Annotated in this window: 19 protein-coding genes and 1 pseudogene; 9 read left to right on the top strand and 11 right to left on the bottom strand. The window is 74.0% G+C overall.

Annotated features, from left to right (window positions below; genetic code table 11):
* The first annotated feature begins 59 nt into the window (after positions 1 to 59).
* Both ACOBQU_RS05530 and ACOBQU_RS05525 read left to right on the top strand, forming a co-directional pair.
* On the top strand, positions 60 to 1,097 hold the full coding sequence (locus ACOBQU_RS05530; RefSeq protein WP_423624783.1) for an ArsR/SmtB family transcription factor: 1,038 nt from the start codon (positions 60 to 62) through the stop codon (positions 1,095 to 1,097).
* 132 nt (positions 1,098 to 1,229) lie between these two features.
* Positions 1,230 to 1,634 carry a RidA family protein gene (locus tag ACOBQU_RS05525; protein WP_423624782.1) on the top strand — a complete coding sequence of 135 codons (405 nt, stop codon included), beginning with the start codon at positions 1,230 to 1,232 and terminating at the stop codon, positions 1,632 to 1,634.
* Positions 1,635 to 1,652: 18 nt separating this feature from the next.
* On the opposite strand, the gene ACOBQU_RS05520 is transcribed toward ACOBQU_RS05525, so the two are convergent.
* The 4 genes from ACOBQU_RS05520 to ACOBQU_RS05505 form a co-directional block, all read right to left on the bottom strand.
* Entirely contained in the window at positions 1,653 to 2,594 is a 942-nt protein-coding gene (locus tag ACOBQU_RS05520) for an RNA polymerase sigma-70 factor (RefSeq protein ID WP_423634264.1), read from the bottom strand.
* A 110-nt stretch (positions 2,595 to 2,704) separates the two neighbouring features.
* Positions 2,705 to 3,916, bottom strand: a complete 1,212-nt coding sequence (locus tag ACOBQU_RS05515) for an NAD(P)/FAD-dependent oxidoreductase (protein WP_423624781.1) — start codon at positions 3,914 to 3,916, stop codon at positions 2,705 to 2,707.
* Positions 3,917 to 4,157: 241 nt separating this feature from the next.
* Complete coding sequence (locus ACOBQU_RS05510) at positions 4,158 to 4,922, bottom strand: hypothetical protein (RefSeq protein WP_423624780.1); 765 nt, start codon at positions 4,920 to 4,922, stop codon at positions 4,158 to 4,160.
* 15 nt (positions 4,923 to 4,937) lie between these two features.
* Positions 4,938 to 5,603: a hypothetical protein gene (locus ACOBQU_RS05505; RefSeq protein WP_423624779.1), complete on the bottom strand. Its 666-nt coding sequence runs from the start codon at positions 5,601 to 5,603 to the stop codon at positions 4,938 to 4,940.
* 424 nt (positions 5,604 to 6,027) lie between these two features.
* Here ACOBQU_RS05505 and ACOBQU_RS05500 point away from each other — a divergent pair, with 424 nt between their 5' ends.
* The 3 genes from ACOBQU_RS05500 to ACOBQU_RS05490 all read left to right on the top strand — a co-directional run bounded on the left by ACOBQU_RS05500 (position 6,028) and on the right by ACOBQU_RS05490 (position 10,239).
* Positions 6,028 to 7,053 carry an SCO0930 family lipoprotein gene (locus ACOBQU_RS05500; protein ID WP_423624778.1) on the top strand — a complete coding sequence of 342 codons (1,026 nt, stop codon included), beginning with the start codon at positions 6,028 to 6,030 and terminating at the stop codon, positions 7,051 to 7,053.
* Positions 7,054 to 7,285: 232 nt separating this feature from the next.
* The gene (locus ACOBQU_RS05495) at positions 7,286 to 8,098 is read left to right on the top strand and encodes an SAM-dependent methyltransferase (protein ID WP_423624777.1); all 813 of its coding nucleotides are present in this window, start codon (positions 7,286 to 7,288) and stop codon (positions 8,096 to 8,098) included.
* A complete protein-coding gene (locus ACOBQU_RS05490; protein WP_423624776.1) occupies positions 8,095 to 10,239 on the top strand; it encodes a putative bifunctional diguanylate cyclase/phosphodiesterase in 2,145 nt (714 codons plus the stop codon). The genes ACOBQU_RS05495 and ACOBQU_RS05490 overlap by 4 nt, the downstream gene beginning before the upstream one ends.
* Before the next feature lie 285 nt (positions 10,240 to 10,524).
* Here the strand turns inward: ACOBQU_RS05490 and ACOBQU_RS05485 are convergent, their stop codons facing one another.
* On the bottom strand, positions 10,525 to 11,412 hold the full coding sequence (locus ACOBQU_RS05485; protein ID WP_423624775.1) for a LysR family transcriptional regulator: 888 nt from the start codon (positions 11,410 to 11,412) through the stop codon (positions 10,525 to 10,527).
* A 96-nt stretch (positions 11,413 to 11,508) separates the two neighbouring features.
* Between ACOBQU_RS05485 and ACOBQU_RS05480 the strand changes: the two genes are divergently transcribed.
* The 3 genes from ACOBQU_RS05480 to ACOBQU_RS05470 are packed head-to-tail and all read left to right on the top strand — an operon-like array spanning position 11,509 to position 14,918.
* On the top strand, positions 11,509 to 12,216 hold the full coding sequence (locus ACOBQU_RS05480; protein ID WP_423624774.1) for a succinate dehydrogenase: 708 nt from the start codon (positions 11,509 to 11,511) through the stop codon (positions 12,214 to 12,216).
* A gap of 3 nt (positions 12,217 to 12,219) precedes the next feature.
* The gene (locus ACOBQU_RS05475; protein WP_423624773.1) at positions 12,220 to 14,175 is read left to right on the top strand and encodes a fumarate reductase/succinate dehydrogenase flavoprotein subunit; all 1,956 of its coding nucleotides are present in this window, start codon (positions 12,220 to 12,222) and stop codon (positions 14,173 to 14,175) included.
* Positions 14,172 to 14,918 carry a succinate dehydrogenase/fumarate reductase iron-sulfur subunit gene (locus ACOBQU_RS05470; RefSeq protein WP_423624772.1) on the top strand — a complete coding sequence of 249 codons (747 nt, stop codon included), beginning with the start codon at positions 14,172 to 14,174 and terminating at the stop codon, positions 14,916 to 14,918. Before ACOBQU_RS05475 ends, ACOBQU_RS05470 begins: the two co-directional genes overlap by 4 nt.
* Positions 14,919 to 14,925: 7 nt before the next feature.
* On the opposite strand, the gene ACOBQU_RS05465 is transcribed toward ACOBQU_RS05470, so the two are convergent.
* Both ACOBQU_RS05465 and ACOBQU_RS05460 read right to left on the bottom strand, forming a co-directional pair.
* Positions 14,926 to 15,930 carry an MBL fold metallo-hydrolase gene (locus tag ACOBQU_RS05465; RefSeq protein ID WP_423624771.1) on the bottom strand — a complete coding sequence of 335 codons (1,005 nt, stop codon included), beginning with the start codon at positions 15,928 to 15,930 and terminating at the stop codon, positions 14,926 to 14,928.
* An 83-nt stretch (positions 15,931 to 16,013) separates the two neighbouring features.
* Positions 16,014 to 16,961: a serine hydrolase gene (locus tag ACOBQU_RS05460; RefSeq protein ID WP_423634262.1), complete on the bottom strand. Its 948-nt coding sequence runs from the start codon at positions 16,959 to 16,961 to the stop codon at positions 16,014 to 16,016.
* A gap of 87 nt (positions 16,962 to 17,048) precedes the next feature.
* Here ACOBQU_RS05460 and ACOBQU_RS05455 point away from each other — a divergent pair.
* Positions 17,049 to 17,992: pseudogene (locus tag ACOBQU_RS05455) on the top strand (LysR family transcriptional regulator).
* A 127-nt stretch (positions 17,993 to 18,119) separates the two neighbouring features.
* Here ACOBQU_RS05455 and ACOBQU_RS05450 read toward each other — a convergent pair.
* From ACOBQU_RS05450 to ACOBQU_RS05435, 4 genes are all read right to left on the bottom strand, one after another.
* On the bottom strand, positions 18,120 to 20,465 hold the full coding sequence (locus ACOBQU_RS05450; RefSeq protein ID WP_423624770.1) for an ATP-binding cassette domain-containing protein: 2,346 nt from the start codon (positions 20,463 to 20,465) through the stop codon (positions 18,120 to 18,122).
* A 74-nt stretch (positions 20,466 to 20,539) separates the two neighbouring features.
* On the bottom strand, positions 20,540 to 21,571 hold the full coding sequence (locus tag ACOBQU_RS05445) for an LLM class flavin-dependent oxidoreductase (RefSeq protein WP_423624769.1): 1,032 nt from the start codon (positions 21,569 to 21,571) through the stop codon (positions 20,540 to 20,542).
* A 15-nt stretch (positions 21,572 to 21,586) separates the two neighbouring features.
* On the bottom strand, positions 21,587 to 22,561 hold the full coding sequence (locus ACOBQU_RS05440; protein WP_423624768.1) for a hypothetical protein: 975 nt from the start codon (positions 22,559 to 22,561) through the stop codon (positions 21,587 to 21,589).
* A 156-nt stretch (positions 22,562 to 22,717) separates the two neighbouring features.
* On the bottom strand, positions 22,718 to 23,368 hold the full coding sequence (locus tag ACOBQU_RS05435) for a class I SAM-dependent methyltransferase (protein WP_423624767.1): 651 nt from the start codon (positions 23,366 to 23,368) through the stop codon (positions 22,718 to 22,720).
* Positions 23,369 to 23,399: the final 31 nt, after the last annotated feature.

Raw genomic sequence — 23,399 nt, 5'->3', positions numbered from 1 at the left:
CGGCCCGGCCTACTGATTCAGCCTGGGCTGAATGATCGACTCGGCCTAGCCTCGGCTGCATGATCGAGATCGAGTTCACCCTGGAGGACGTGGCGCGCACCCGCTTCGCGCTCTCCCCGCTGTGGGAGGTCGTGGCGAGCGTACGCGTGCTGCGCGGCGCCGACGAGCAGGGGCTGCACCGCGCCTGGGCGGACCAGGTGCGCCCCCGCCTCGCCGCCGCGGGCGTCGACCTGACCCCGCTGTTCGACCTCGTCCCCGTACCGGAGCGCTCGCCCTGGGCGGGCCGGATCCCCGGGTTCCTGGTGCCGCCGCCCACCACGCCGCTGCCCTCGCTCGCGGTGGAGCTGGCGACGCTGCGGGCCACGCCGCCGCCGCTGCTGTGGACCACGGCCGAGGTGCCGCCCGCCCGCATGGCGGCGCTGCGCGCGGACCCGGCGAGGGAGCTGGGGCGCCTCGCCGACGCCATCGAGGCGTACTGGGAGCTGGCCCTCGCCCCGTACTGGTCACGCGTCCTCACCTTCCTGGAGAGCGACATCCGCTACCGCGCGGGCCGCCTCGTCGAGGGCGGCACCCAGCACCTGTTCGCCGACCTCGACCCCCAGGTCGCCTGGGCCGACGGCATGCTGCACCTGGAGCACCGCACCGCGCGCGGATCCCGGCGCCTCGACGGCCGCGGGCTGCTGCTCGTGCCGTCCGCGTTCGTGTGGCCGCGCGTGTTCTCCGCCCTCAACGAGCCGTGGCAGCCGTCCCTGCGCTATCCGCCGCGGGGGGTCGGCACGCTCTGGCAGTCCCGGCCGGTGCCGGTGCCCGAGGCCCTCGCCGGGGTCGTGGGCCGCTCCCGCGCGAGGCTCCTGGCCGAGCTGTCCGTCCCCGCGTCCACCACCGACCTCGCCCACCGCACCGGCCTCACCCCCGGCGGCGTCTCCCAGCACCTCACCGCCCTGCGCACCGCGGGCCTGGTGAGCGCCCACCGCTCCGGCCGCCAGGTGCTGTACGCGCGCACCCGGGCCGGGCAGACGCTGGTGGAGGCGGCGGGAGCCGGGGCACCGGAGCACACCGGGGAGTTGACGCCCCCGCCGCGGCGGGCGGCGCGCTGACCTCGTACGGCCCTCGTACGACCGGAGACCGCCGACCGGCGGCAGACGGCGTACCACCCCCCCCGTACGACCGGGCGCCACCGCCCGGCGGCGGCCGGAATGATCTCCGTGAGCGGCGGCGTTCACCCGCATATGACGAACGACCAGCGCACCATCACCAACCCCAGCACCCTCCACGACCCCACGCCCTTCGGCTACAGCCACGCCGTCTCGGCGCCGGGCGAACTCGTCTTCATCGGCGGCCAGTACGCCTCCGACGCCACCGGCGCGCCCGTGCCCGGTGACTTCGCCGCCCAGGTCGAGCTGGCCTTCGACCGGCTGCGCTCGGCGCTGGAGGGCGTCGGCCTCGGCTACGCGCACGTGGTCCGCCTCGGCACGTACGTCGTCGACCACGACGCCGACAAGCTCGCGGCCCTCGGCGCGGCCGTGCACGCCCGCTTCGGCGACCGGCTGCCCGCCCAGACCCTGACCGGCGTCGCCTCCCTCGCCCTGCCGGGCATGCTCTTCGAGGTCGACGCGGTGGCGGTGCGCCCGTAGGCGGCGGCCCGCCGGTGCTCAGCGCAGGGTCAGCGGCGTCGGGGACGTGAGGCGGGACAGCTTCCGCGGGTTGCGCACGTAGTAGAGGCCGGTGACGCGGCTGTCCGCGACGCCGAGCACCATGACGCCGTCGAGTTCGCCGTCCACGCGGACGGCGAGCGCCGGGCCGCCGTTGACCGCGATCGGCTCGACGGCGAACCGGCCCGCGACCCTGCCCAGGCCCCCGGCGACCACGCGGACCACCCGGTCGGCGCCCGTGACCGGCCGCAGCGCCGCGTACGCGAGGCCGCCGCCGTCGCTCACCAGGACGACCCCGGGGGCGAGCACCTTCAGCAGGGCCCGGGCGTCCCCGGTCTCGACGGCGCGCCGGAACGACTCCAGGACCGCCCGGCCCTCCGCCGACGACACCGCCCGGCGGGGGCGGCGCGCGTCGACGTGCCGACGGGCGCGGTGGGCGATCTGACGCACGGCCGCGGGGCTCTTGGCGACGGCGGCGGCGATGTCGTCGTACCCGAAGCCGAACGCCTCGCGCAGGACGAAGACGACGCGCTCGGTCGGTGACAGCGTCTCCAGGACGAGCATCAGCGCCATCGACACGCTCTCGGCCAGCTCGACGTCCTCGGCCACGTCCGGCGCGGTGAGCAGCGGCTCGGGCAGCCAGGGACCGACGTACGCCTCGCGGCGGCGCCGCACGGCGCGCAGCCGGTTGAGCGCCTGTCGGGTGGTGATCCGCACCAGGAACGCCCGCTGGTCGCGCACCTGCTCCAGGTCGGCCCTGACCCACCGCAGCCAGGTCTCCTGGAGGACGTCCTCGGCGTCGGCCGCCGAGCCGAGCACCTCGTAGGCGACCGTGAAGAGCAGGCCGCGGTGGGCGAGGAACGCCTCGGTGGCGGGATCGCGCGCGCCGCCGCTCACCTGCCGCTCCCCCTCCTCGGGCGCCGTGTGCTTCTCGTGCGCCATGTGCGTCCCGTACTCCGCGCGCCGCTCGCGCTTCTCGTCCCGCGCGGTCGGCTCCGGTGGCCGACCGCGCTCCTTCGCGTCCACAGCGAGATCGTCGCAGCCCACGCCGGTCAGGCCGAGTGGTCGGCGGCGGCCGCGGTCGGGTCGGCGCGGTGGGCGCGGAGCATCCGCTGGCGCTTGCCGACGCCGCCCGGCAGGCGGTGCAGGCGGTACGAACCGGGCTTGCGCGCCTCGCCCGACAGGTGCCCGGGGATGCCGCTGCACACGATCTCCTTGATGCGCGCGCCCATCCCCGCGCCGATGTGCAGCCACACCGCGACGTCGGACCTGTTGGCGAACTGGTAGACGCCCGCGCCGCGACCCAGGCTGACGCACTGGGCGTACATCAACTGGTGGAGTTCGCCCGGCTGTTCACCGGCGATCCGGCTGAGCACCGTGTCGGCGGCCCGCGCGCCCAGCGGCGTCGCGTTGAGGCAGCTCATCCGCAGCGGCAGGCCGGACGGCGCCGCCGAGTCCCCGGCGGCGACGACGCGCTCGTCGTCCACGCTGGTCAGCGTCTCGTCCGTGAGCAGGCGGCCCACGGCGTCGGTGCTCAGGCCGCTGCGGGCGGCCAGGTCGGGGACGCCGAAGCCGACGGTCCAGACCGTGACCGCGCTCGGCAGCTCACGGCCGTCCGCGAGCCGCACGGCGTCGCGGTTCACCGCCGTCACCTTCGTGCCGGGGCCGTCGACGACCCTCACCCCGAGCCTGGCCAGCTCCTTCGCGACCGAGCGTCGGCCCCGCGTGTGCAGGTACGGGCCGAGCACGCCCCCGCAGACCAGCGTCACCGCCCGGCCGGTCTCCGCCAGTTCGGCGGCGGTCTCGATGCCGGTGGGCCCGGCGCCGACCACCGTCACCGGGGCCGACGCGGGCGTGGCGCCGAGGGCCGCGCGCAGCCGCTGGGCCTCCTCCAGGGTGGCGAGCCGGTGGCCGAACTCGGCCGCCCCGGGCACGTCCGTTTCGGCGCTGCCGCTGCCCACGGCGTAGACCAGGTAGTCGTAGTCCAGCGTGCCGCCGCTCGTGAGCGCCAGGCGGCGCTCGGCCGCGTCGATCCGGGTCGCGGTGTCGACGACCAGGCGGACGCGCCCGGCCAGGACGTCCTCGTAGGCGACGACCGCGTCGTGGGACCCGCCCACCAACTGGTGCAGGCGGACCCGGTGGACGAGGTCGGGGCGCGGGTTGACCAGCGTCACGGTCACGTCGTCGCGCAGCGTCAGCCGGTTCGCGGCCATCACGCCCGCGTAGCCGCCGCCGACCACGACCACATGTGCGTTCCCCGTCATGATGTCTCCTCCGGTTTCGGGTGTGCGGCCTTACGTCACCGCGCTTCCGGCCCCTGTGACAGGGTGTGAACCAGATCACGTCGCCGGTCCGCGTACGGAGTGACACGGGCGCCGGGCGGGACAGACGAGAGGACGGCGTCGTGAGCGGCCGGTGGGCCGACGCCGTCCTCTACCAGGGTGATCTTGTGTGCGATGGCGAACTGAGGAGGGGGAGACGCGTGGGGTGAGGGGGTGCGTCCGCTCAGCCGCCGACGCCTGGGAACAGGGCGGTGAAGGGTTCCGCTGTCGAGGCGATGCCGCGGCTGTAGGGCGCGTCGAAGTCCCAGATGAGGAAGAGCAGGAAGGCGATCAGGGCGGAGAAGAGCCCGGCGAGGACGAGTTCGCGGGCGGTGCGGCGGATCTGGAAGGCGAAGACCAGGCCGACGGTGACGAGGCCGCCGGTGATCAGGCCGAACCAGACCACGGCGGGCATGGTGGCCTCGGCGCTGTCGTCGCGGGCGCTGCGGGCGTCGTCGACGAGGGCGACCTGGTCGACGAGGGGCTGGTAGGCCTGCGCCTCGAAGTCGTTCTTCGGCTCGTAGTCGGTGACGTCGTGGCGCAGCGTGGCGAGCAGTGCCTGGCCGCGGGGGGTGAGTTCGCCGGTGTCGGACATCTCGTCCCACTCGGTGTTCACGACATGGCCGACATACGCCCTTACGTCGCCGCGGATCCGGTCGCGCACCTCAGGGGGGTAGACCCGGACCCGCTCGTACACCTCGTGCAGCGCCTGCGCCTCGGCGCGCGGGTGCTCCGCGGCGGCACCGCGGGCCTCCCAGACCCCGGCGATGGCGAGACCGAGGACGATCGCGTAGACCACGCCGATCATCATCGTCATGTACTCCATCACATCCGGAGTGTCCGATGTGTCATCGTCCGTACTGGTTCGCCGGTGCCGCAGGACGGTGATGAGGAGGACGACGCCGCACGCCGCGGCCATCGCGAGGGCGAGAACAAGCCATTCCGACAAGGGTTCCTCCGGCGGTCAGTGCGGTCGCAGCGCGGCGACGGCGAGCACCGCGGGTGCGGTGATGAGCAGTGTCAGGGAGACGAGGGACGGGCCGCCGCGGGGCGGCCGTTTGCGTGGTGGCGCGTGGTAGGCGGGGTACGACACGGGCTCGGCGGACGGGCCGGGCCGCGGAGGCTTGGGCTTGGGGGTGGGCTTGGGGGTGGGTGCGGGCGGGGGCGCGGGGGTGAGGGACGGCGGGGGCGGCGGCGCGGGCGCGATCAGGGGTGGCGAGGGCGCGGGCGGCGGCGGGGGCGCAGGGGGCCGGGGCGGGGTCGGCTCCGGGGGCGGTGTGGGGGCGGGCGGGGTGGGCTTCGGGGGCTTGCTGGGCTTCGGCGGGGTGGGCTTGGGAGGCGTGGGCTTGGGCGGGGTGGGCTTCGGCGGGGTGGGTTTGGGCGGGGTCGGCTTGGGGGGCGTGGGTTTAGGGGGCGTGGGCTTCGGTGGCGTCGGCTTCGGCGGGGTCGGGGACGGTGAGCACCCGTCACCGCCCGCGACCGACGTCACGCCACCACCGACGGAGGCGGACGCGCAGGCGTCGGCTGACGCCGTGCCCGCTCCCGCCGGGGCGGTCGCGAGCAGGGCCAGTGTGAGCAGCGCGAACGCGCGGGTGACGGGGGCGTACCAGCCCCTGGAGGATGCGGGCACGCGCAGATCATGAGGGTGCGCACCCCCGGCGCGCGGGGAGCCGGGGGTATTTCACCCAAAGGTGTGAGCGGGCGCCTCCGGGTTCGCGCGCTGCGGTGCGCCGTGAGCCCCACGGTTCCCGGAGGGCGCGGGCGCCCTCCGGGACACGGGCTTCCCATGGGGCGCGGGGCACCCACGGGGCGCGGGGCACCCGCCGCGCGCGCTGCTCCCACCGCGCCTCGCGACCCCTGCCGGGCCACCCGGCTCCCGTGGTGCTCCCCAGTGCGCGCGGCGCCCACCCGGCTCCTGCGGCGCCCCCGGCCTCAGGGGGGCGCAAAGAATCTTGCCGTCGCGTTGAACGCACCGGCGCGTCACGCCCGTACCTAGGGCCATGTGTGACGCAAGCGGGCGTCGCGACAGTCGACTCGGACAGCGGGAGTGGGACATGCGGCATCTATCAGGAGGGCCCCTCCGGGCCTCGCGGGGCGCCTCGCTCGTGGTGGCGGGCGCGGCCCTGCTGGCACTGACGACCGCGTGCGGCCAGGACGGCGGGGACGGGAACGAGCAGTCCCCGAAGGGGCAGAGCGTGGGCAACGAGGCCCCGGTCAAGGACGGCAAGGGCGACGGGTACGGCTCGGGCGACGGCTACGGCGCGGACAGCGGAGACGGCGCCGACCGCGCGGACGGCGGCGCCCAGGCCAAGTCGGCCGGACAACTGGCCGTCCGGGAGAGCGAGAAGCTCGGCGAAGTCGTCACGGACAGCGCGGGCTTCACCCTCTACCGGTTCGACAAGGACACCGCCCAGCCGCCCAAGTCGAACTGCGCCGACGCCTGCGCGGCCGCCTGGCCCGTGGTGCCCGCCGAGGGCGCGAAGGCCGCGCCCGGCGTCGACGCGTCGCTCCTCGGAGAGGTCACCCGGCCCGACGGCACCAAGCAACTGACCATCGACGGCTGGCCCATGTACCGGTTCGCGAAGGACACCAAGGCCGGGGACGCCAAGGGGCAGGGCGTGGGCGGCACCTGGTTCGCGGCGGCGCCCGACGGCAAGAAGGCCAGGCCCGCGGGCGCGGCCCCCGGCGTCCGGCCCGCGGACCCCGCGGGGCTCTCGACGCGCAAGGACCCGAGGCTCGGCGAGATCGTCGTCGACCGCCGGGGCATGACGGTCTACCGCTTCACCAAGGACTCCGCCTGGCCGATGAAGTCCGCCTGCACCGGCGCCTGCCTGAAGAAGTGGCCCGTCGTGAAGCCGGTCGCCAAGTCCGCCACCAAGGGGATCCTGACCAAGGGGTTCGTCACCTTCGACCGGCCCGACGGGCTGAAGCAGCAGACCATCGACTGCTGGCCGCTGTACACCTTCGCCGGGGACGAGAAGCCCGGCGACACCAACGGGCAGGGCGTGGGCGGCACCTGGTTCGCCGCCGCCCCGAACGGCAAGCCCGTCGGTGCCCCGAAACAGAACGCCCCGAAATAGAACACCGCGCCCCAGGGCCTCGGGGGCGCGCAGCGAGACCGGTCCGTTCCCGCCGTGCGAAACCGGGGGGAATGGGCCGGTTCTTTGGCCTGCTCGTGGCACTTGCCAGCGGCAGTGACTGAGAACGGATGGCCGTTTTCCGTTTTGACTCGCTCCGTTGGCTGACGATCAGTAGCCTCACCTTCGAACACCGGCCCCCCGCCCGCCCGTGCCCCCGAGCCTTGGAGTGTTGATGGAGCGTCCCGCCTGGGCCTCGCCCGGCATCGACATCACGGTGCCGAGCGTGGCCCGGATCCACGACCGCTACCTGGGGGGCTCGCACAACTTCGAGGCGGACCGTCAGGCCGCGCGCAGGGCGATGGAGTTCCTGCCGGGACTGCCCAAGATCGCCCAGGCGAATCGTGCCTTCATGCGCCGAGCAGTGCGGTTCGCCGTCGCCGAGGGCATCACGCAGTTCATGGACATCGGGTGCGGGATCCCGTCCTTCGGCACGGTCCACGAGACGGCCCGGAGCGCGCACCCCGGGGCGCGCGTCGTCTGCGTGGACCACGACCCGGTGGCCGTCGCGCACACCGCGGCGGTGCTCCACCGTGACGATCGGGCCGTCGCAATCTTCGCGGATCTGCGCAAACCCCGCGACATAGTCGCCAGTTCCGAGACGAAGGCGCTGCTCGACCTAAAGCGGCCGGTCGCCCTTTTCCTGATGGCCATACTCCACTTCATCGAGGACGCGTACGATCCGTACGCGGCGATCGGTGTGCTGCGGGACGCGTCCGCGCCCGGCAGTGTGATCGCGCTGACTCATGTCTCGTACGAAGGGATACCGGTCCCGAGGGAGCAGGCCGAAGGGGCCGTGGGCGTGTACAAGGACATCCGCAATCCATTGATCATACGATCGCGTGCCGAGATCGCGCGGTTCTTCGAGGGATACGACATGGTGGAACCCGGCCTCGTGCCGATGCCGCAGTGGCGGGCCGACACGGAGCTCGCGGAGGAGGACCCCTGGTCGTCCTCCGGGTTGGCCGGCGTGGGACGCAAGCGTTGAGCGCGGAACCGGACGGGCCGGAGGACAGACTGCGCAGGTTCGCCACGATCTGGAGCCGCGCGGTCTTCCCGGTGACCGCCACGTCGCTGACCCGGCCGGAGTTCGAGCGCGAACTGGAGCCGCTCGCCCGGCGGTTGCGGGACGCCCTGGAGGAGCGGGCCTTCCACGCCGCCGAGAGCGAGGCCGTCGGCGCCGCCCTCGTCGCCACGCACTGCACCGAGCCGGAGGCGCTCAGCCGCACCCTGGACGTCGTCGACGCCTACCTCGTCCTGTACTGCGGCGGCGTCGAGCAGAGCCCCGGGGACCGCGAGGAGCTGCGCGCCCGCTGCGCCCGCATCCAGCACGCCGTCGCCGCGGGCTTCGCCCGGGCCCTGCGCGAGCGGACCCTCGCCGAGCAGGAGGCCATATCCCGGGCCGCCCTGGACGCCCGCGGCACCGTCGCCGAGGCCCTGCACGCCAGCGAGGCGCGCTTCCGCGCGGTGTTCCACGGCGCCGCCATCGGCATCGGCATCGCCGACCTGCGGGGCACCGTCCTGGAGGTCAACGACGCCCTGGTGCGCATGTTCGGCGGCCTGGAACACCAGCTTCGCGGTCGCAACGTCGGCGAGTGGACGCACCCCGACGACCCGCCGCACGTCTGGAAGCTCTACGAGGAGCTGGTGCGCGGCGAGCGCGAGCACTACCGCGTGGAGAAGGCCTTCTACCGGCCCGACGGCACCGTCCTGTGGACCAATCTGACGGTGTCGCTGCTGCGCGACGCCGACGGCGTGCCGCAGTACCAGCTCGCCCTGGTCGAGGACACCACCGAGCGCCGCCTGCTCAACCTGCGCCTGCGCTACGAGGCGACGCACGACGCGCTCACCGGACTGCCCAACCGCACCCTGTTCTTCGAGCGCCTGGAGAAGGCCCTCGCCGCGGGCGACGGCGCCCGGTTCGGGCTCTGCTACCTGGACCTGGACGGCTTCAAGACCGTCAACGACAGCCTCGGGCACGCCGCGGGCGACCGGCTGCTCGTGGAGGTCGCCGACCGCCTCCAGGCGTGCGCGACCGCGCCCGGCGAGATGGTCGCGCGGCTCGGCGGCGACGAGTTCGTGGCGCTCACCACCGGGCCCGACACCCAGCGCGAGGTCGACGAGCTGGCCGGGCGCATCATGAACGCCCTCGCCACACCCATCCGCGTCGAGGGCCGCGAGCTGACCGTGCGCGGCTCCATCGGCATCGTCGAGGGCCCGGCGGGCGAGCGCGGCGCGGCCGAGGTGCTGCGCAGCGCCGACATCACCATGTACCGGGCCAAGCACGCGGGCGGCAACCGCTACGAGCTGGCCGACCCGGAGGCCGACGCCCGCGCCATCACCCGGCACGGCCTGACCACGGCGCTGCCGCTGGCCCTGGAGCGCGGCGAGTTCTTCATCGAGTACCAGCCGCTGGTGCACCTCGGCGACGGCAGCGTGCGCGGCGCGGAGGCGCTCGTGCGGTGGCTGCACCCGCAGCACGGCGTGATCAGCCCCGACCGCTTCATCCCGCTCGCCGAGCACACCGGCCTGATCGTGCCGCTCGGCCGCTGGGTCCTGGAGGAGTCCGTGCGCCAGGCCCGCACCTGGGAGGCGCGGCACGCCGACGCGGGCCCGCTGCGCGTGAACGTGAACCTGTCGCCGTGCCAGCTCACCCACCCCGGCCTGGTCGCCGACACCGTGGAGATCCTGGAGCGCACGGGGCTCGCGCCGGGGGCGCTCTGCCTGGAGGTCACCGAGTCCGCGCTGATCGGTGCCGACGACGACCTCCTCAAGCCGCTGCGGCGGCTCGCCGAGATGGGCGTGGACATCGCGCTCGACGACTTCGGCACGGGGTACTCGAACCTGGCGAACCTGCGGCGGCTGCCGGTGAGCGTGCTCAAGCTCGACCGGGCCTTCACCCAGGGCATGCAGCACTTCCCCGTCGACCCGGTCGACCTGAAGATCGTCGAGGGGATCGTCTCGCTGGCGCACAGCCTGGACCTGGCGGTCACGGTGGAAGGCGTGGAGACGGGCGCGCAGGCCGATCAGCTGCGGGAGCTGGGGTGCGACACGGCTCAGGGGTGGTACTACGCGCGGCCGGGGCCGCCGGATCGTTTGCACGAGCTGGCGCTGGCTGACGTTCTCTGACGGGGGCGTCCTGGGCGGTTCTTCGGCCTGCGGCCTCGTCCTCAGCGCCGGACGGGCTCCTTCTTCTCCCGCCCGCCCGCCCCTTCGTCGCGCTGCGCGCTCGTCCTCAAACGCCGGACGGGCTTGAGATGTGGCTGTGCGTGTGTCGTCGTCTGCCGCGCCTATGTCGCGCTGCGCGCTTGTCCTCAAACGCCGGACGGGCTTGAGATCGCGCTCTTGGGTTGCGCGCTCGTCCTCAAGCGCCGGGCGGGCTTGAGATCGCGCTCTTGGGGGTGGTGGCTGGTTCTAGGGCGTGTTCGTGCGGGTCAGGAGCATGCGGTGGAGTTCTCTGGCCGCGCGGGGTGGGGCCACGTCGCTTCGGTGGGCTAGGGCGATGGTGCGGCGCAGGCGGGGGCGGGACAGGGGGGTCATCGTGAGGTCGCTGCCCGCTCGTTCGGCGACCATGCGGGGGACGACCGCGACGCCCAGGCCCGCGCGGACGAAGCCCAGGACCGCGTCCATCTCGCCGCCCTCGACCGCGAACTCCGGCTCGAAGCCCTCCGCCCGGCAGGCGGCCACCGTGAGTTCCCGCAGGTCGTAGCCGTGGCGGAACATCACGAGGCGTTCGCCCTGGAGGTCGGCGACGCGGGCCGTGGTGCCCAGGCCCGGCGCCTGGGGCGAGGACACCACGACCAGGTCCTCCGTCAGCAGCTCCACCGTGGTGAGGGCGGGGGAGGGGCTCGGCAGGGGCAGGACCACGAGCGCCAGGTCCAGGGCGCCGCGCGCCAGATGGCGTACCAGGTCGTGGCTGCCGCCCTCCTCGATGAGGAGCTGGATGCCGGGGTGCTGGTCGTGGAAGGCGCGCAGCACCTGCGGCAGCAGGCCCGTGCACAGGCTCGGCGTGGCCCCGAGGCGCACCCGGCCCCGGCGCAGCTGGGCCAGCTCCTGCACCTCGATGCGGGCGGTGTCGGCGTCCGCCAGGATGCGGCGGGCCAGCGGAAGCAGCGCCTCCCCGGCGTCCGTGAGCGTGATGTTGCCCCGCGCCCGGCTGAACAGCTCCGCGCCCAGCTCCCGCTCCAGGGCCCGCACCTGCTGGGACAGCGACGGCTGCGACACGTGCACCCGCTCGGCGGCCCGCGTGAAGTGCCGCGTCTCGGCGACCGCGACGAAGTACAGCAACTGCTGGAACTGCATGGACGGCACGATACGCCATCGATAGGCACAGCCTATGGAGATGAGCCGCAGCATCTCTTGGACTGATCGGGGGCCCCGGTCGTAGCGTTTCGTGACATGGCTCTGGCAACGCGGACGGACCGGCGGCCGTCACTTCCGCGCACGGTATGGGACTCCACCGTCGGCAAGAAGACCGTGATGGCGGTGAGCGGCATCATCATGCTGCTCTACCTGGTCGCCCACATGATCGGCAACCTCAAGATCTTCTTCGGGCCCGACGACTTCAACCACTACGCGCACTGGCTGCGCACCCTCGGCGGGCCCGTGATGCGCTGGGAGTGGACGCTGTGGGTCATCCGCGTCGTGCTCGTCGCCTCGGTCGTCGCGCACGCCGTGTCCGCGTACCAGCTGAGCAGGCGCGACCTCAGGGCGCGCCCCACCCGGTACGTGCACAGCAAGCCGCGCGCCAGCTACGCGACCCGCACCATGCGCTGGGGCGGGATCATCCTCGGCCTGTTCATCGTCTGGCACATCCTGGACCTGACGACGGGCACCGTGCACCCGGGCGAGTACCAGCACCTGCACCCGTACCAGAACGTCATCGACACCTTCTCCACCTGGTACGGCAACGTCATCTACATCGTCGCCGTCGTCGCCGTCGGCTTCCACGTGCGGCACGGCTTCTGGAGCGCCGCGCAGACCCTCGGCGTGGGCAGCGCCCGCCGCGACCGCGCCCTGAAGACCCTCGCCAACGGCCTCGCGCTGCTGCTGACCGTGGGCTTCGTCTCCGTACCCGTCGGCGTCATGACCGGAGTGGTGAGCTGATCCATGAACACCCGTGACTACCTGGCGTACGAGACCGGGGAGCCGGTCGTCGACACCAAGGCCCCCGAGGGGCCGATCGCCGAGCGCTGGGACACCCGGCGCTTCCAGGCGAAGCTGGTCAACCCCGCCAACCGCCGCAAGCACACCGTGATCGTCGTCGGCACCGGCCTCGCGGGCGGCTCCGCCGGGGCCACGCTCGCCGAACAGGGCTACCACGTCGTGCAGTTCTGCTACCAGGACTCGCCGCGCCGCGCCCACTCCATCGCCGCGCAGGGCGGCATCAACGCCGCGAAGAACTACCGCAACGACGGCGACTCCATCCACCGGCTGTTCTACGACACCGTCAAGGGCGGCGACTTCCGCGCCCGCGAGTCCAATGTGCACCGGCTCGCGCAGATCTCCGTCGAGATCATCGACCAGTGCGTGGCCCAGGGCGTGCCGTTCGCCCGCGAGTACGGCGGGCTGCTCGACACGCGGTCCTTCGGCGGCGTACAGGTGTCGCGCACGTTCTACGCCCGCGGTCAGACGGGGCAGCAGCTGCTGCTCGGCGCCTACCAGGCGCTGAGCCGTCAGATCGCCGCCGGGAACGTCGAGATGCACCCGCGCACCGAGATGCTCGACCTGATCGTCGTCGACGGCCGGGCCCGCGGCATCGTCGCCCGCGACCTGATCACGGGGGAGATCTCCAGCTACTTCGCGGACGCCGTCGTCCTCGCGAGCGGCGGCTACGGCAACGTCTTCTACCTGTCGACGAACGCCATGAACTCCAACGCCACCGCCGTGTGGCGGGCCCACCGGCGCGGCGCCTACTTCGCCAACCCCTGCTTCACCCAGATCCACCCCACCTGCATCCCGCGCACCGGCGACCACCAGTCGAAGCTGACCCTGATGAGCGAGTCGCTGCGCAACGACGGCCGCATCTGGGTGCCCAAGGCCAAGGGCGACACCCGCCCCGCCAACGAGATCCCCGAGGACGAGCGCGACTACTACCTGGAGCGCATCTACCCCTCCTTCGGCAACCTCGTGCCGCGCGACATCGCCTCCCGCGCCGCCAAGAACGTCTGCGACGAGGGCAGGGGGGTCGGCCCCGGCGGCCAGGGCGTATACCTGGACTTCGCCGACGCCATCCGGCGCATGGGCCGCAAGGCGGTGGAGGCCAAGTACGGCAACCTCTTCGACATGTACCAGCGGATCACCGACGAGGATCCGTACCAGGTGCCGATGCGGATCTACCCCGCCGTGCACTACACGATGGGCGGCCTGTGGGTCGACTACGACCTCCAGACCACCGTGCCCGGCCTGTTCGCCATCGGCGAGGCCAACTTCTCCGACCACGGCGCGAACCGGCTCGGCGCCTCCGCCCTGATGCAGGGCCTCGCCGACGGCTACTTCGTCCTGCCGTCCACCATCAACGACTACCTCGCCCGCAACCCGCACCACGACGAGGTGGGCGACGACCACCCCGCCGTGCGCGAGGCGGTCGCCGAGACCGAGGACCGGCTTGCCCGGCTCCTCGCCGTCGACGGCGACCGCACCCCGGACTCCTTCCACCGCGAACTCGGCGAGCTGATGTGGGAGTTCTGCGGCATGGCCCGCACCGACGAGGGGCTGCGCAAGGCCCTGGACCGCATCCCGCAGATCCGCGAGGAGTTCTGGCGCCGCATCAAGGTGCCCGGCACCGGCGAGGAGTTCAACCAGTCCCTGGAGAAGGCCAACCGCGTCGTCGACTACCTGGAGCTCGCCGAGCTGATGTGCCTCGACGCGCTGCACCGCTCCGAGTCCTGCGGCGGCCACTTCCGCGAGGAGTCCCAGACCCCCGACGGCGAGGCCGCCCGCAAGGACGAGGAGTTCTCCTACGCCGCCGCCTGGGAGTTCACCGGCACCGGCACCGCCCCCGTCCTGCACCGCGAAGACCTGGTCTTCGAGTACGTCCACCCCACCCAGCGGAGCTACGCATGAAGCTCACCCTGCGCGTCTGGCGCCAGCGGAACGCCGGTGCCGAAGGCGCCATGTCCACCTACGACGTGGACGGGATCTCGCCGGACATGTCCTTCCTGGAGATGCTCGACACCCTCAACGAGGAACTCATCCTCAAGGGCGAGGACCCCGTCGCCTTCGACCACGACTGCCGCGAGGGCATCTGCGGCGCCTGCTCGCTCGTCATCAACGGCGACGCCCACGGGCCCGAGCGCACCACCACCTGCCAACTGCACATGCGGTCCTTCCAGGACGGCGACACCATCGACATCGAGCCGTGGCGCGCCGCGGCCTTCCCGGTCGTCAAGGACCTGGTCGTCGACCGCTCCGCCTTCGACCGCATCATCCAGGCGGGCGGCTACATCAGCGCCCCCACCGGCTCCGCGCCCGAGGCGCACGCCACGCCCGTGCCGAAGCCGGACGCCGACTACGCCTTCGAGCACGCCGAGTGCATCGGCTGCGGCGCCTGCGTGGCGGCCTGCCCGAACGGCTCGGCGATGCTGTTCACCTCCGCCAAGGTCAACCACCTCAACGTGCTGCCGCAGGGCGCCCCCGAGCGCGAGACCCGGGTCCTCGACATGGTCGCGCAGATGGACTCCGAGGGCTTCGGCGGCTGCACCCTCACCGGCGAGTGCGCCACCGCCTGCCCCAAGGGCATCCCGCTGCCGTCGATCGCCGCGATGAACAAGGAGTGGCTGCGGGCGACCCGCAAGGCGCGGCGGTAGCGGCGGCCTACCGGCGGGGCCGCAGGTCCGCCCCGTACACCGTCGCGTAGTCCGGCACCACCAGCCGCGAGCCGGGGCTCACCGCACGGACCTGGGCGAGGAAGTCGTCCAGGTCCGTGCCGTCCTTCCGCGGCGGCTCGCTCAGCGGCCGCTCGAAGTCGTCCCAGTGCACGGGGACGACCACGTCGGGCCGGTCAAGGGCGTCCAGCAGCCGCGGCACATAGCGGTGCGTGGCCGCGGTCGACGCCACCGCGAGCATCGCGATGTCCGGCGCGAGCCCCCGGAAGGACCGCTCGTCGAAGTCGCTCGCCCCCGTGAACAGCGCCGACGGCGCGCCGTCCGGCGTCACCTTGAAGGCCAGCGTGTCGCCCTCCGGCAGGTCGGATATCGTCCGCGGCGCGGTCGCGGGCGGGGCGGTCAGGGTGCCGGGCGCGAAGTAGGAGTACGCGCCGTTGCGGCTGTGCCGCGAGGCGGCGACCTCCACCACGTACCCGTCGAAGGCGAGCACCTCGCCGCCCTTGACGACGGAGATCCGCCCCGGGTCCACGCCGAGGGAGCGCAGCACGTGGTACGTCGTCTCGGTGCCGATCACCCGCGCGCCCGTCGACTTCGCGAGGTACGGCACGTCGTTGAGGTGGTCCCAGTGGGTGTGCGTGACGCAGATGACCTCCGGGGTGCCCGCGTGGCGGCGCACCAGCGCCTGGTCGGTGCGCAGCCGGGTGGCGGGGTCGAAGGCGCCGGTGAACAGACCGGTGGAGAAGCGGGTGACGTACGGGTCGACCAGCACGGTCGCCGTCTCGCCCCGCCGCTGGAGGTCGACGCGCCAGCCGGAGGTGCCGAGCCAGCGGTACGAGACGCCGTGCGCGGCCCGCCCGCCGGGTGCCGCCGCGCGGTCGGCGGCGGTCGCCGGGACCAGCGGGGTCGACGGGACCAGCGGGGCTGCCGCGCCGAGCGCGGCGCCGCGCAGCAGGGTGCGACGGCCGGGACGGAGGTGTCGTTCGTGAGTGCTCATGGCGGCAGCAGACCAGGCGACGCCCCCCGACGTCCAAGATCAATGACCCGTGCGGTCGATAGGCGATCCCATATAACACCAGGTCAGAGCCTGTGTGCGGGTGCGCCTTCCGCCGTACGAAGATGATCGACCGCCAGCCGGGCCGTGCGGCCGATCGCGGCGTCCACAGTGGCGAGGTCCGCGACCACGGCCCGGCTCCTGGCGAACACCGCCACCGCGTACCGCCCGCCGTCCGGGTAGCGCACGACGCCCACCTCGATGTGCAGCCCCGGCAGCGTGCCGGTCTTCGCCGCGATCCGTACGTCGTCCCCGAACCCCGAGGTGAGCCGGTGCCGGAACACCTGCCGCCCCATCAGCTCCCGCACCCGCGCGCAGGCCCGGGGCGAACCGGCGGCGTCCCGCCACACCAGGTCGAGCAGCCGGGTGACGTCGCGCGGGGTGCTGGCGTTGGCGCGGCGCGGATCGAGGACGCTCAGCGACCGCTTCCGCTCGCCCGGCAGCGCCCGGTACAGCGCCGCGAACTCCTCCTCGTCGCGCGCCCCGACGTCGGCGAGCATCGACGCCAGCGCCTCGCGGGGGCCGCCCACGATCCGGGTGCGGGTGAGCCCCAGCTCCTCGGTGAGCAGCCGCACGGTGTCCAGGCCGACGCGGTCGAGCAGCACGTCGGCCGCCGTGTTGTCGCTGACGGTCAGCGCGAAGTACGCCAGGTCGCGCAGGGAGACCTCCACGTCGTCCGCGCAGCCCGCGGTGCCCCACCCGCCGAGCCGGTGGGCGTCCGTCACCCGCACCCGCTCCCGCGGATCGAGCTGCCCCGCGTCGGCCTGCCGGAAGAACTCCAGCACGAGCAGGATCTTGAAGACGGACGAGATCGCCACGGGCTCGTCGGCGGCGACCGCGACCTCGGGACCCAGGGGGCGCCCCGGCGCTGCTTCCGGCTCCTGCCCCGGCCAGGGCAGGTCGCCGATCGGCACCGCGTGCAGGGCGCCCTGAGCCCCCGCTCGCGCGAAGACCTCCCTGACGCGCTCCGCCACGCGCTCCCCGGCACTCTCCGCCACGTTCTCCTCCACCCGCGCGGCCCCGTGGCCCCGCTCATCGCCTACGCTCACCGCGTGGATCTCCTGCGGCACCTGCGTATTTTCGTCGTCACGGCCGAAGAGCTGCACTTCAGCCGGGCCGCGGAGGTCCTCGGCATGGCGCAGCCGCCGCTCAGCCAGGCCGTGCGCCGCCTGGAGAGGGAACTCGGCGCCGCACTCTTCGACCGTACGCAGCGGCAGGTCAGGCTGACCACGGCCGGTGCCGTCCTGTACGACGAGGCACGGGACCTGCTGGTCCGCGAGGAGCGGCTGCGGTCGCTGGTGCGGCGGGCCGTCGACGGCGATGTCGGCACCCTGCGCGCGGGCGTGCCGGAGGACACCGCGGCGCCCGTCCTGCACGCGCTGCTCGCCGCCTGCGCGGAACAGGCGCCCGGCCTGCGCGTGGACCTCCAGGAGGTCTCCACCCAGGAACAGCTGAGGCTGCTCGCCTCCGGCGGCCTGGACGTGGGCCTGCTGCACCAGCCCGTGGACGCCACCGGCCTGGTCATCGGCCCCGAGGTCACCGTCGGCCTCGGTGTCGTCCTGCCCCGCGCCTCCCCCTGGCCCGGCTGCCCGAGGTCGACCTCGCCGCGCTGTCCGGGCACGACCTGGTCCTGTGCCCGCGCGACGCCGCGCCCGGCTGGTACGACGCCACGCTCGACACCTGCCGCGCCGCGGGGTTCGTACCCGGCCGGGTGCGGCACGCCCGGAACCCGGAGTTCCTGCTCGGGCTCGTCGCCGCGGGACAGGGCGTGGCCTTCGAGCGGGGCACGGCGGCGCGCAAGGAGCCCCGGGTGGCGTGGCGCCCGCTGGCGGGGCGGCCCGTGGCGCAGCGCCTTGCCGTGGCGTGGCCCGAGCGGGGGGCCCACGCGGGCGCCGAGCGGTTCGCGGAGCTGGCGGCGACGGTCCTGACGCGGGACGCGGCGACGGTGACCCCGGTGCCGGGGGCCACTCGGGTGCGGCCGTGGGCGGTGATCTACGACGACTGACTGGCGGGGGTGGGGAAAGCCCGTCCGGCGTTTGAGGACGAGGCGCGAAGCGCCGATGAGGGCGGGGTGCCAGGGGCGGCAGCCCCTGGTTGCGGTGAAGGGGCGGGTCTGGGGCGCCCCGCGAGGGCTAACCCCGCAGCGCACGCCCCAGATACGCCCCCGTCCGGCTCCCCTCCGCCCCGGCGACATCCCGTGGCCGCCCCTCAGCCACCACCCGCCCCCCGGCGGCCCCGCCCCCGGGCCCGAGGTCGACCACCCAGTCCGCCCCGGCGACCACCCGCATGTCGTGCTCGACGACCACGACGGAGCTGCCGCCGTCGACCAGCTCGTGCAGCCGCCCGGTGAGGACGTCCACGTCGGCGGGGTGGAGCCCGGTGGTGGGCTCGTCCAGGAGGTAGAGGGTGTGCCCCCGGCGCACCCGCTGCAACTCGCTGGCCAGCTTGATGCGCTGCGCCTCGCCCCCGGACAGCTCCGTCGCGGGCTGCCCGAGCCGCAGATAGCCGAGCCCGACGTCGAGCAGCGTGCGCAGGCTGCGCAGCACGGCGGGGGTGTCGGCGAAGAAGTCCGCGGCGGCCTCCACCGTCAGGTCCAGGACCCCGGCGATGCTGCGCCCGCCGTACGTGACCTGAAGGGTCTCCGGGTTGTAGCGGGCACCCCCGCAGTCGGGGCACGGGGCGTACGTGGACGGCAGGAACAGCAGCTCCACGCTGACGAACCCCTCGCCCTGGCAGGTCTCGCAACGCCCGCCCGCGACGTTGAAGGAGAACCGGCCGACGCCGTAGCCGCGCGCCCGCGCCTCGTCGGTCGCCGCGAAGACCTTCCGTACGACGTCGAACAGGCCGGTGTAGGTGGCGAGGTTGGAGCGCGGGGTGCGGCCGATGGGCCTCTGGTCCACGCGGACGAGGCGGCCCACGCCCGGAAGGTCCTCGGTGATGGCGTCGACCAGCGTGGACTTGCCGGAGCCGGACACGCCGGTGACGGCGGTGAACGCGCCCAGCGGCAGCTCCACCGTCACGTCCCGCAGGTTGTGCCGGGTGACGGGGCCCACCTTCAGCCAGCCGCGCGGCTCGCGCACCGGCCGCACCGGGCGCGGCGCGCGCCCGAACAGATAGCGGGCCGTCGCCGACTCCTCGACGGCCGCGAGGTCGGCCACCGGCCCGCTGTGCAGCACCCGCCCGCCGTGCTCGCCCGCGTGCGGCCCGACGTCGACGATCCAGTCGGCGTGCCGCACCACGTCCAGGTGGTGCTCGACGACGAAGACGGAGTTCCCGGCCGCCTTGAGCCGGTCGAGGACCGTCAGCAGCGCTTCCGTGTCCGCCGGGTGCAGCCCCGCGGACGGCTCGTCGAGGACGTACACCACGCCGAACAGGCCCGAGCGGAGCTGTGTGGCCAGGCGCAGGCGCTGGAGCTCGCCGGGGGAGAGGGTGGGCGTGGCGCGGTCCGGGGAGAGGTAGCCGAGGCCCAGCTCGGTGATCGTCTCGATGCGGGCCAGGAGGTCGGCGGTCAGCACCCGGGCCGTCTCCGTGCCGCCCGCGCCCTCCAGGCGCCGGGCGAGGTCGGACAGGGGCAGCGCGGACAGCTCCGCGATCGTGCCGCCCGCGAACGTGACCGCCAGCGCCTCCGGGCGCAGCCTGCTGCCGCCGCACGCCGGGCACGGCTCGCTGGTCAGGAACCGCTCCGCCTTGGCGCGCAGCGTCTGGCTCTTGGAGTCGGCGAACGTCTTCATGACGTAGCGCCGGGCGCTCATGTACGTGCCCTGGTACGGGCGTTGGATGCGGCCCGCCTCGCGCACCGGGTGCACCGTCACCACCGGCTGCTCGTCCGTGAACAGGATCCAGTCCCGGTCCCGCTGGGGCAGCTCGCGCCACGGCCGGTCCACGTCGTAGCCGAGCGCGTCGAGCACGTCGCGCAGGTTCTTGCCCTGCCAGGCGCCGGGCCAGGCCGCGATCGCGCCGTCGCGGACGGACCGGGACGGGTCGGGGACGAGCAGGTCCTCGGTGGTGCGGTGCACCCGGCCGAGGCCGTGGCACTCGGGGCAGGCGCCCGCCGCCGTGTTCGGCGAGAACGCGTCGGAATCGAGGCGTTCGGCGCCGTCCGGGTAGTCGCCCGCACGGGAGAACAGCATGCGCAGCGAGTTGGACAGGGTGGTGACCGTGCCGACCGACGAGCGGGACGTGGGGGCCGCCCGGCGCTGCTGGAGCGACACCGCGGGCGGAAGCCCCGTGATCTCGCCGACCTTCGGGGCGCCCACCTGGTGGATCAGGCGGCGCGCGTACGGGGCCACCGACTCGAAGTAGCGCCGCTGCGCCTCCGCGTAGATCGTGCCGAAGGCCAGCGACGACTTCCCGGAGCCGGAGACGCCGGTGAACACCGCGAGGACGTCCCGGGGGACGTCCACGTCCACGCCGCGCAGGTTGTGCTCACGGGCACCCCGGACCCGTACGAAGGGATCGTGGTCGTGGGCGCTGTGCATGGGGCGGGCTCCGTACGCGGCGAGGGGGCAAACCCCACGATTCTAGGCCGGGGCCCGGCGCGCACCTCGGGCGGTCAGACCGGGCCCGGAGCCCCGGCGAGGCCCGCCGCGCGCGCCAGGCGCCGGTAGGAGTCGAGCAGCCCCGCCCGGTCGTACGTGCTCGTGGTCACCAGGACCTCCTGGGCGCCGCTGTCCTTGAGGACCGCCTCCAGTCCGTCCGCCACCTGGTCCTCGGTGCCGTGGAGGTGGCCCTGGAGCCCGGACTCGTAGAGCCGCCGCTCCTTGTCGGTCATCGCGCCCGCCGCCGCGCGCTCCTCGACGCGCTCGGCGGGCGGCAGCGGTGGGAACGTGCCGTGCGTGCGCGAGTACGCCATCGACCAGGCCTCCGGGATCAGCAGGCGGCGGGCGGCCTCCTCGCTGTCCGCGACGGCGACCGTGCCCGCCACGATCACATACGGCTCCTCGGCCCAGGGCGAGGGCCGGAACGCCGCGCGGTAGCCGTCGACGGCCCGCAGCAGCTTCTCGCGCCCCCGCAGGTCCCCGATGACCAGCGGAAGCCCCAGGCGGGCGGCGATGGCGGCGCCCTCGCCGGTGGCCAGGACGTACGCCGGGACGTGCGCGCCGTCGGCCGGGTAGGCCCGCACCCCCGTCTCGGAGGTGCCCCGGAACCAGCCCAGCAGTTCGGTGAGCTGCTCCGCGAAGTCCGCCGCCGCGTGCTTGTCGCGGCCGAGGGCCTTGCGCACGCCGTCCGTGAAGCCGACCGAGCGCCCGAGGCCCATGTCGATCCGCCCCGGGAACAGCGCGTCGAGCACCCCGAACTGCTCGGCCACCACCAGCGGCTTGTGGTTCGGCAGCATCACGCCGCCCGTGCCGACCCGGATGGTGCGCGTGGCCGCCGCGACGGCCGCCGCGAGCACCGTCGGCGCGGACCCGGCGACGCCGGGCACGCCGTGGTGCTCCGACACCCAGAAGCGGTGGTACCCGAGCGCCTCGACCTCGCGCGCCAGGCCGACGGTGTCCCGCAGGGCCGCCGGGACGTCGTGCCCCTCACGGGTGCGGGAGCGGTCGAGGACGGAGAAACGGGTGGACGCGATCAGGCTGCTCACATCAGGTGTCAACGCTCAGGGAGCCTCAGGATTCCCGGCGGGCGCGCGGTCGGCGGGGGCGGGCACGAGGTGCAGCCGGGGCCCGTCGGCGGTGGCCGGGCCGAGGGTGAGGCGGTCCTCGCCGAGGGCGGTGAGCAGCAGCTTCCGGCGCCGTCCCGGCTCGCGGGTGGGGTCCCGCGACCAGTCGCGGGCCAGCGCCTCGTCGTGCGCGGGCAGCTTCGCGGGCTGCGGGGCGTACCAGTCGGGGTGCGCGAGCAGGTCCCACAGCGGCAGCCGCGCCGCGTGCAGCTCGGCCTGGTACGCGGCGTACTCGCGGCGTCCGCCGAGGGCCCGCACCGTGCGCCGCCGCTGCTCGCGGAGCGTGCCCCGCAGCTGGTGGCCGAGCTGCAGCAGCGGGAAGTACAGGTCGCTGAACGCGAGGCGCGCGGCCCGCAGCTCTCCGATGTGCCGGGTGCGGCCCCGCTCCGGCCCGGACGTCAGCGCCGCGTACTCGGTGACCAGCTCGACCAGGCGCGTCGCGACGGTGTCCAGGTGCCCGAGACCGGCCTCGACGGCGGCGCGCCCGAACGGCCCGGCCCCCAGGTGAAGGGCGCGCCCGAGCCGGGCGCAGTGCCGCTCGTCGCGCCCCCAGACGAGGACGGCGCGCAGCTGCGCCAGCTCCGCGGTGAGCGCGGCGAGGCGCGCCGACCGCCAGCGCACGATCACGGCCGGGTCCGCGAGGCGGCGCCGGACCAGTTCCCGCAGCTCCTGGTGCACGGTGGTCACGCGTGCCCTGGTGCGCCCGCACTCCGCGCACGCGTAGGCGGCCCCGTGCGGGTCGGCGTACCAGCCCTCGGCGGGCTCGACCGTCAGCCGGGCGCCGCACAGCGCGCACCACAGCAGCCCGTCGGCGAGGTAGGTGACATCGGGAGCGGTGCCGCTTCTGCGCCGAGGCAGCGCCCTGATCACCTCGGTCACCTGATTGAGCGTCAGTTCCGTGTCTCGTGTCATCGCCGACCGCCACCGTTTCCCACGTTCCTCAGGCTCTTCAGGTGCCCCGCGACGGGGCGTGTCCGTGCTCCAGAAGAGTTCCAAGGCTCCGGAAGAGTCCCGGGGAACGTAGCGACGCGGCCGTGGGACCGGTCCCGCGCCGGGGCCTCCCAGGGGTCAGGGGCGTTCGGCGATCCCCACGAGGAACTTCCCCGCCGTGGGGCGCACGCGGGCGGACCAGCCGAGGGAGGCGAGCCGGTCCGTGAGGGCGGTGGCGTCGTGGAAGACCTTCACCACGCGGTACGCGCTGCCGTCGGCGAGCCTGCGCAGCGCGGCGGGGACGGCCCCGTCCGTGAGGACTTCCTCCCCGGCGGCGCCCCCGGGGCCGTCGTCGACGAACACGGCCCGGCCGCCCGGCGCGAGCGCGGCGGCGACCGCGTCCCAGAACGCGGGCAGCCGCGCGGGCGGCACGTGCGAGAGCCAGAACGCGAAGAACACGGTGTCGTAGCGGCGCGACGGCCGCCAGGAGAACAGGTCGGCCCGCACGAACTCGACGTTCGCGGAGGTCACGCGCTTGCGGGCGACGGCGATCGTCTCCGCCGCCGCGTCGACCGCCGTCACCGACCGGGCCCGCGCGGCGAGCAGCGGCGTCCACTGGCCCGTGCCGCAGGCCAGCTCCAGCACGTCCCCGGCGACGGGCAGGCGGTCGGCGACGGTCAGCAGCTCCTGGATGTCCGCGCGCTCCCGGTAGGGCCGGTCGTACTCGGCCGCCCCCGCCCGGTAGTAGGCCAGCTGTTCCGCGAGGAGCACGTCGTCTTCGCCGCCCATGAGGGGACGGTACCTCCAACTCCCGCACACC

The organism is Streptomyces sp. G45, assembly GCF_049542095.1.
Classification (GTDB): domain Bacteria; phylum Actinomycetota; class Actinomycetes; order Streptomycetales; family Streptomycetaceae; genus Streptomyces.
This window is presented reverse-complemented; position numbering and strand designations above follow the sequence as displayed.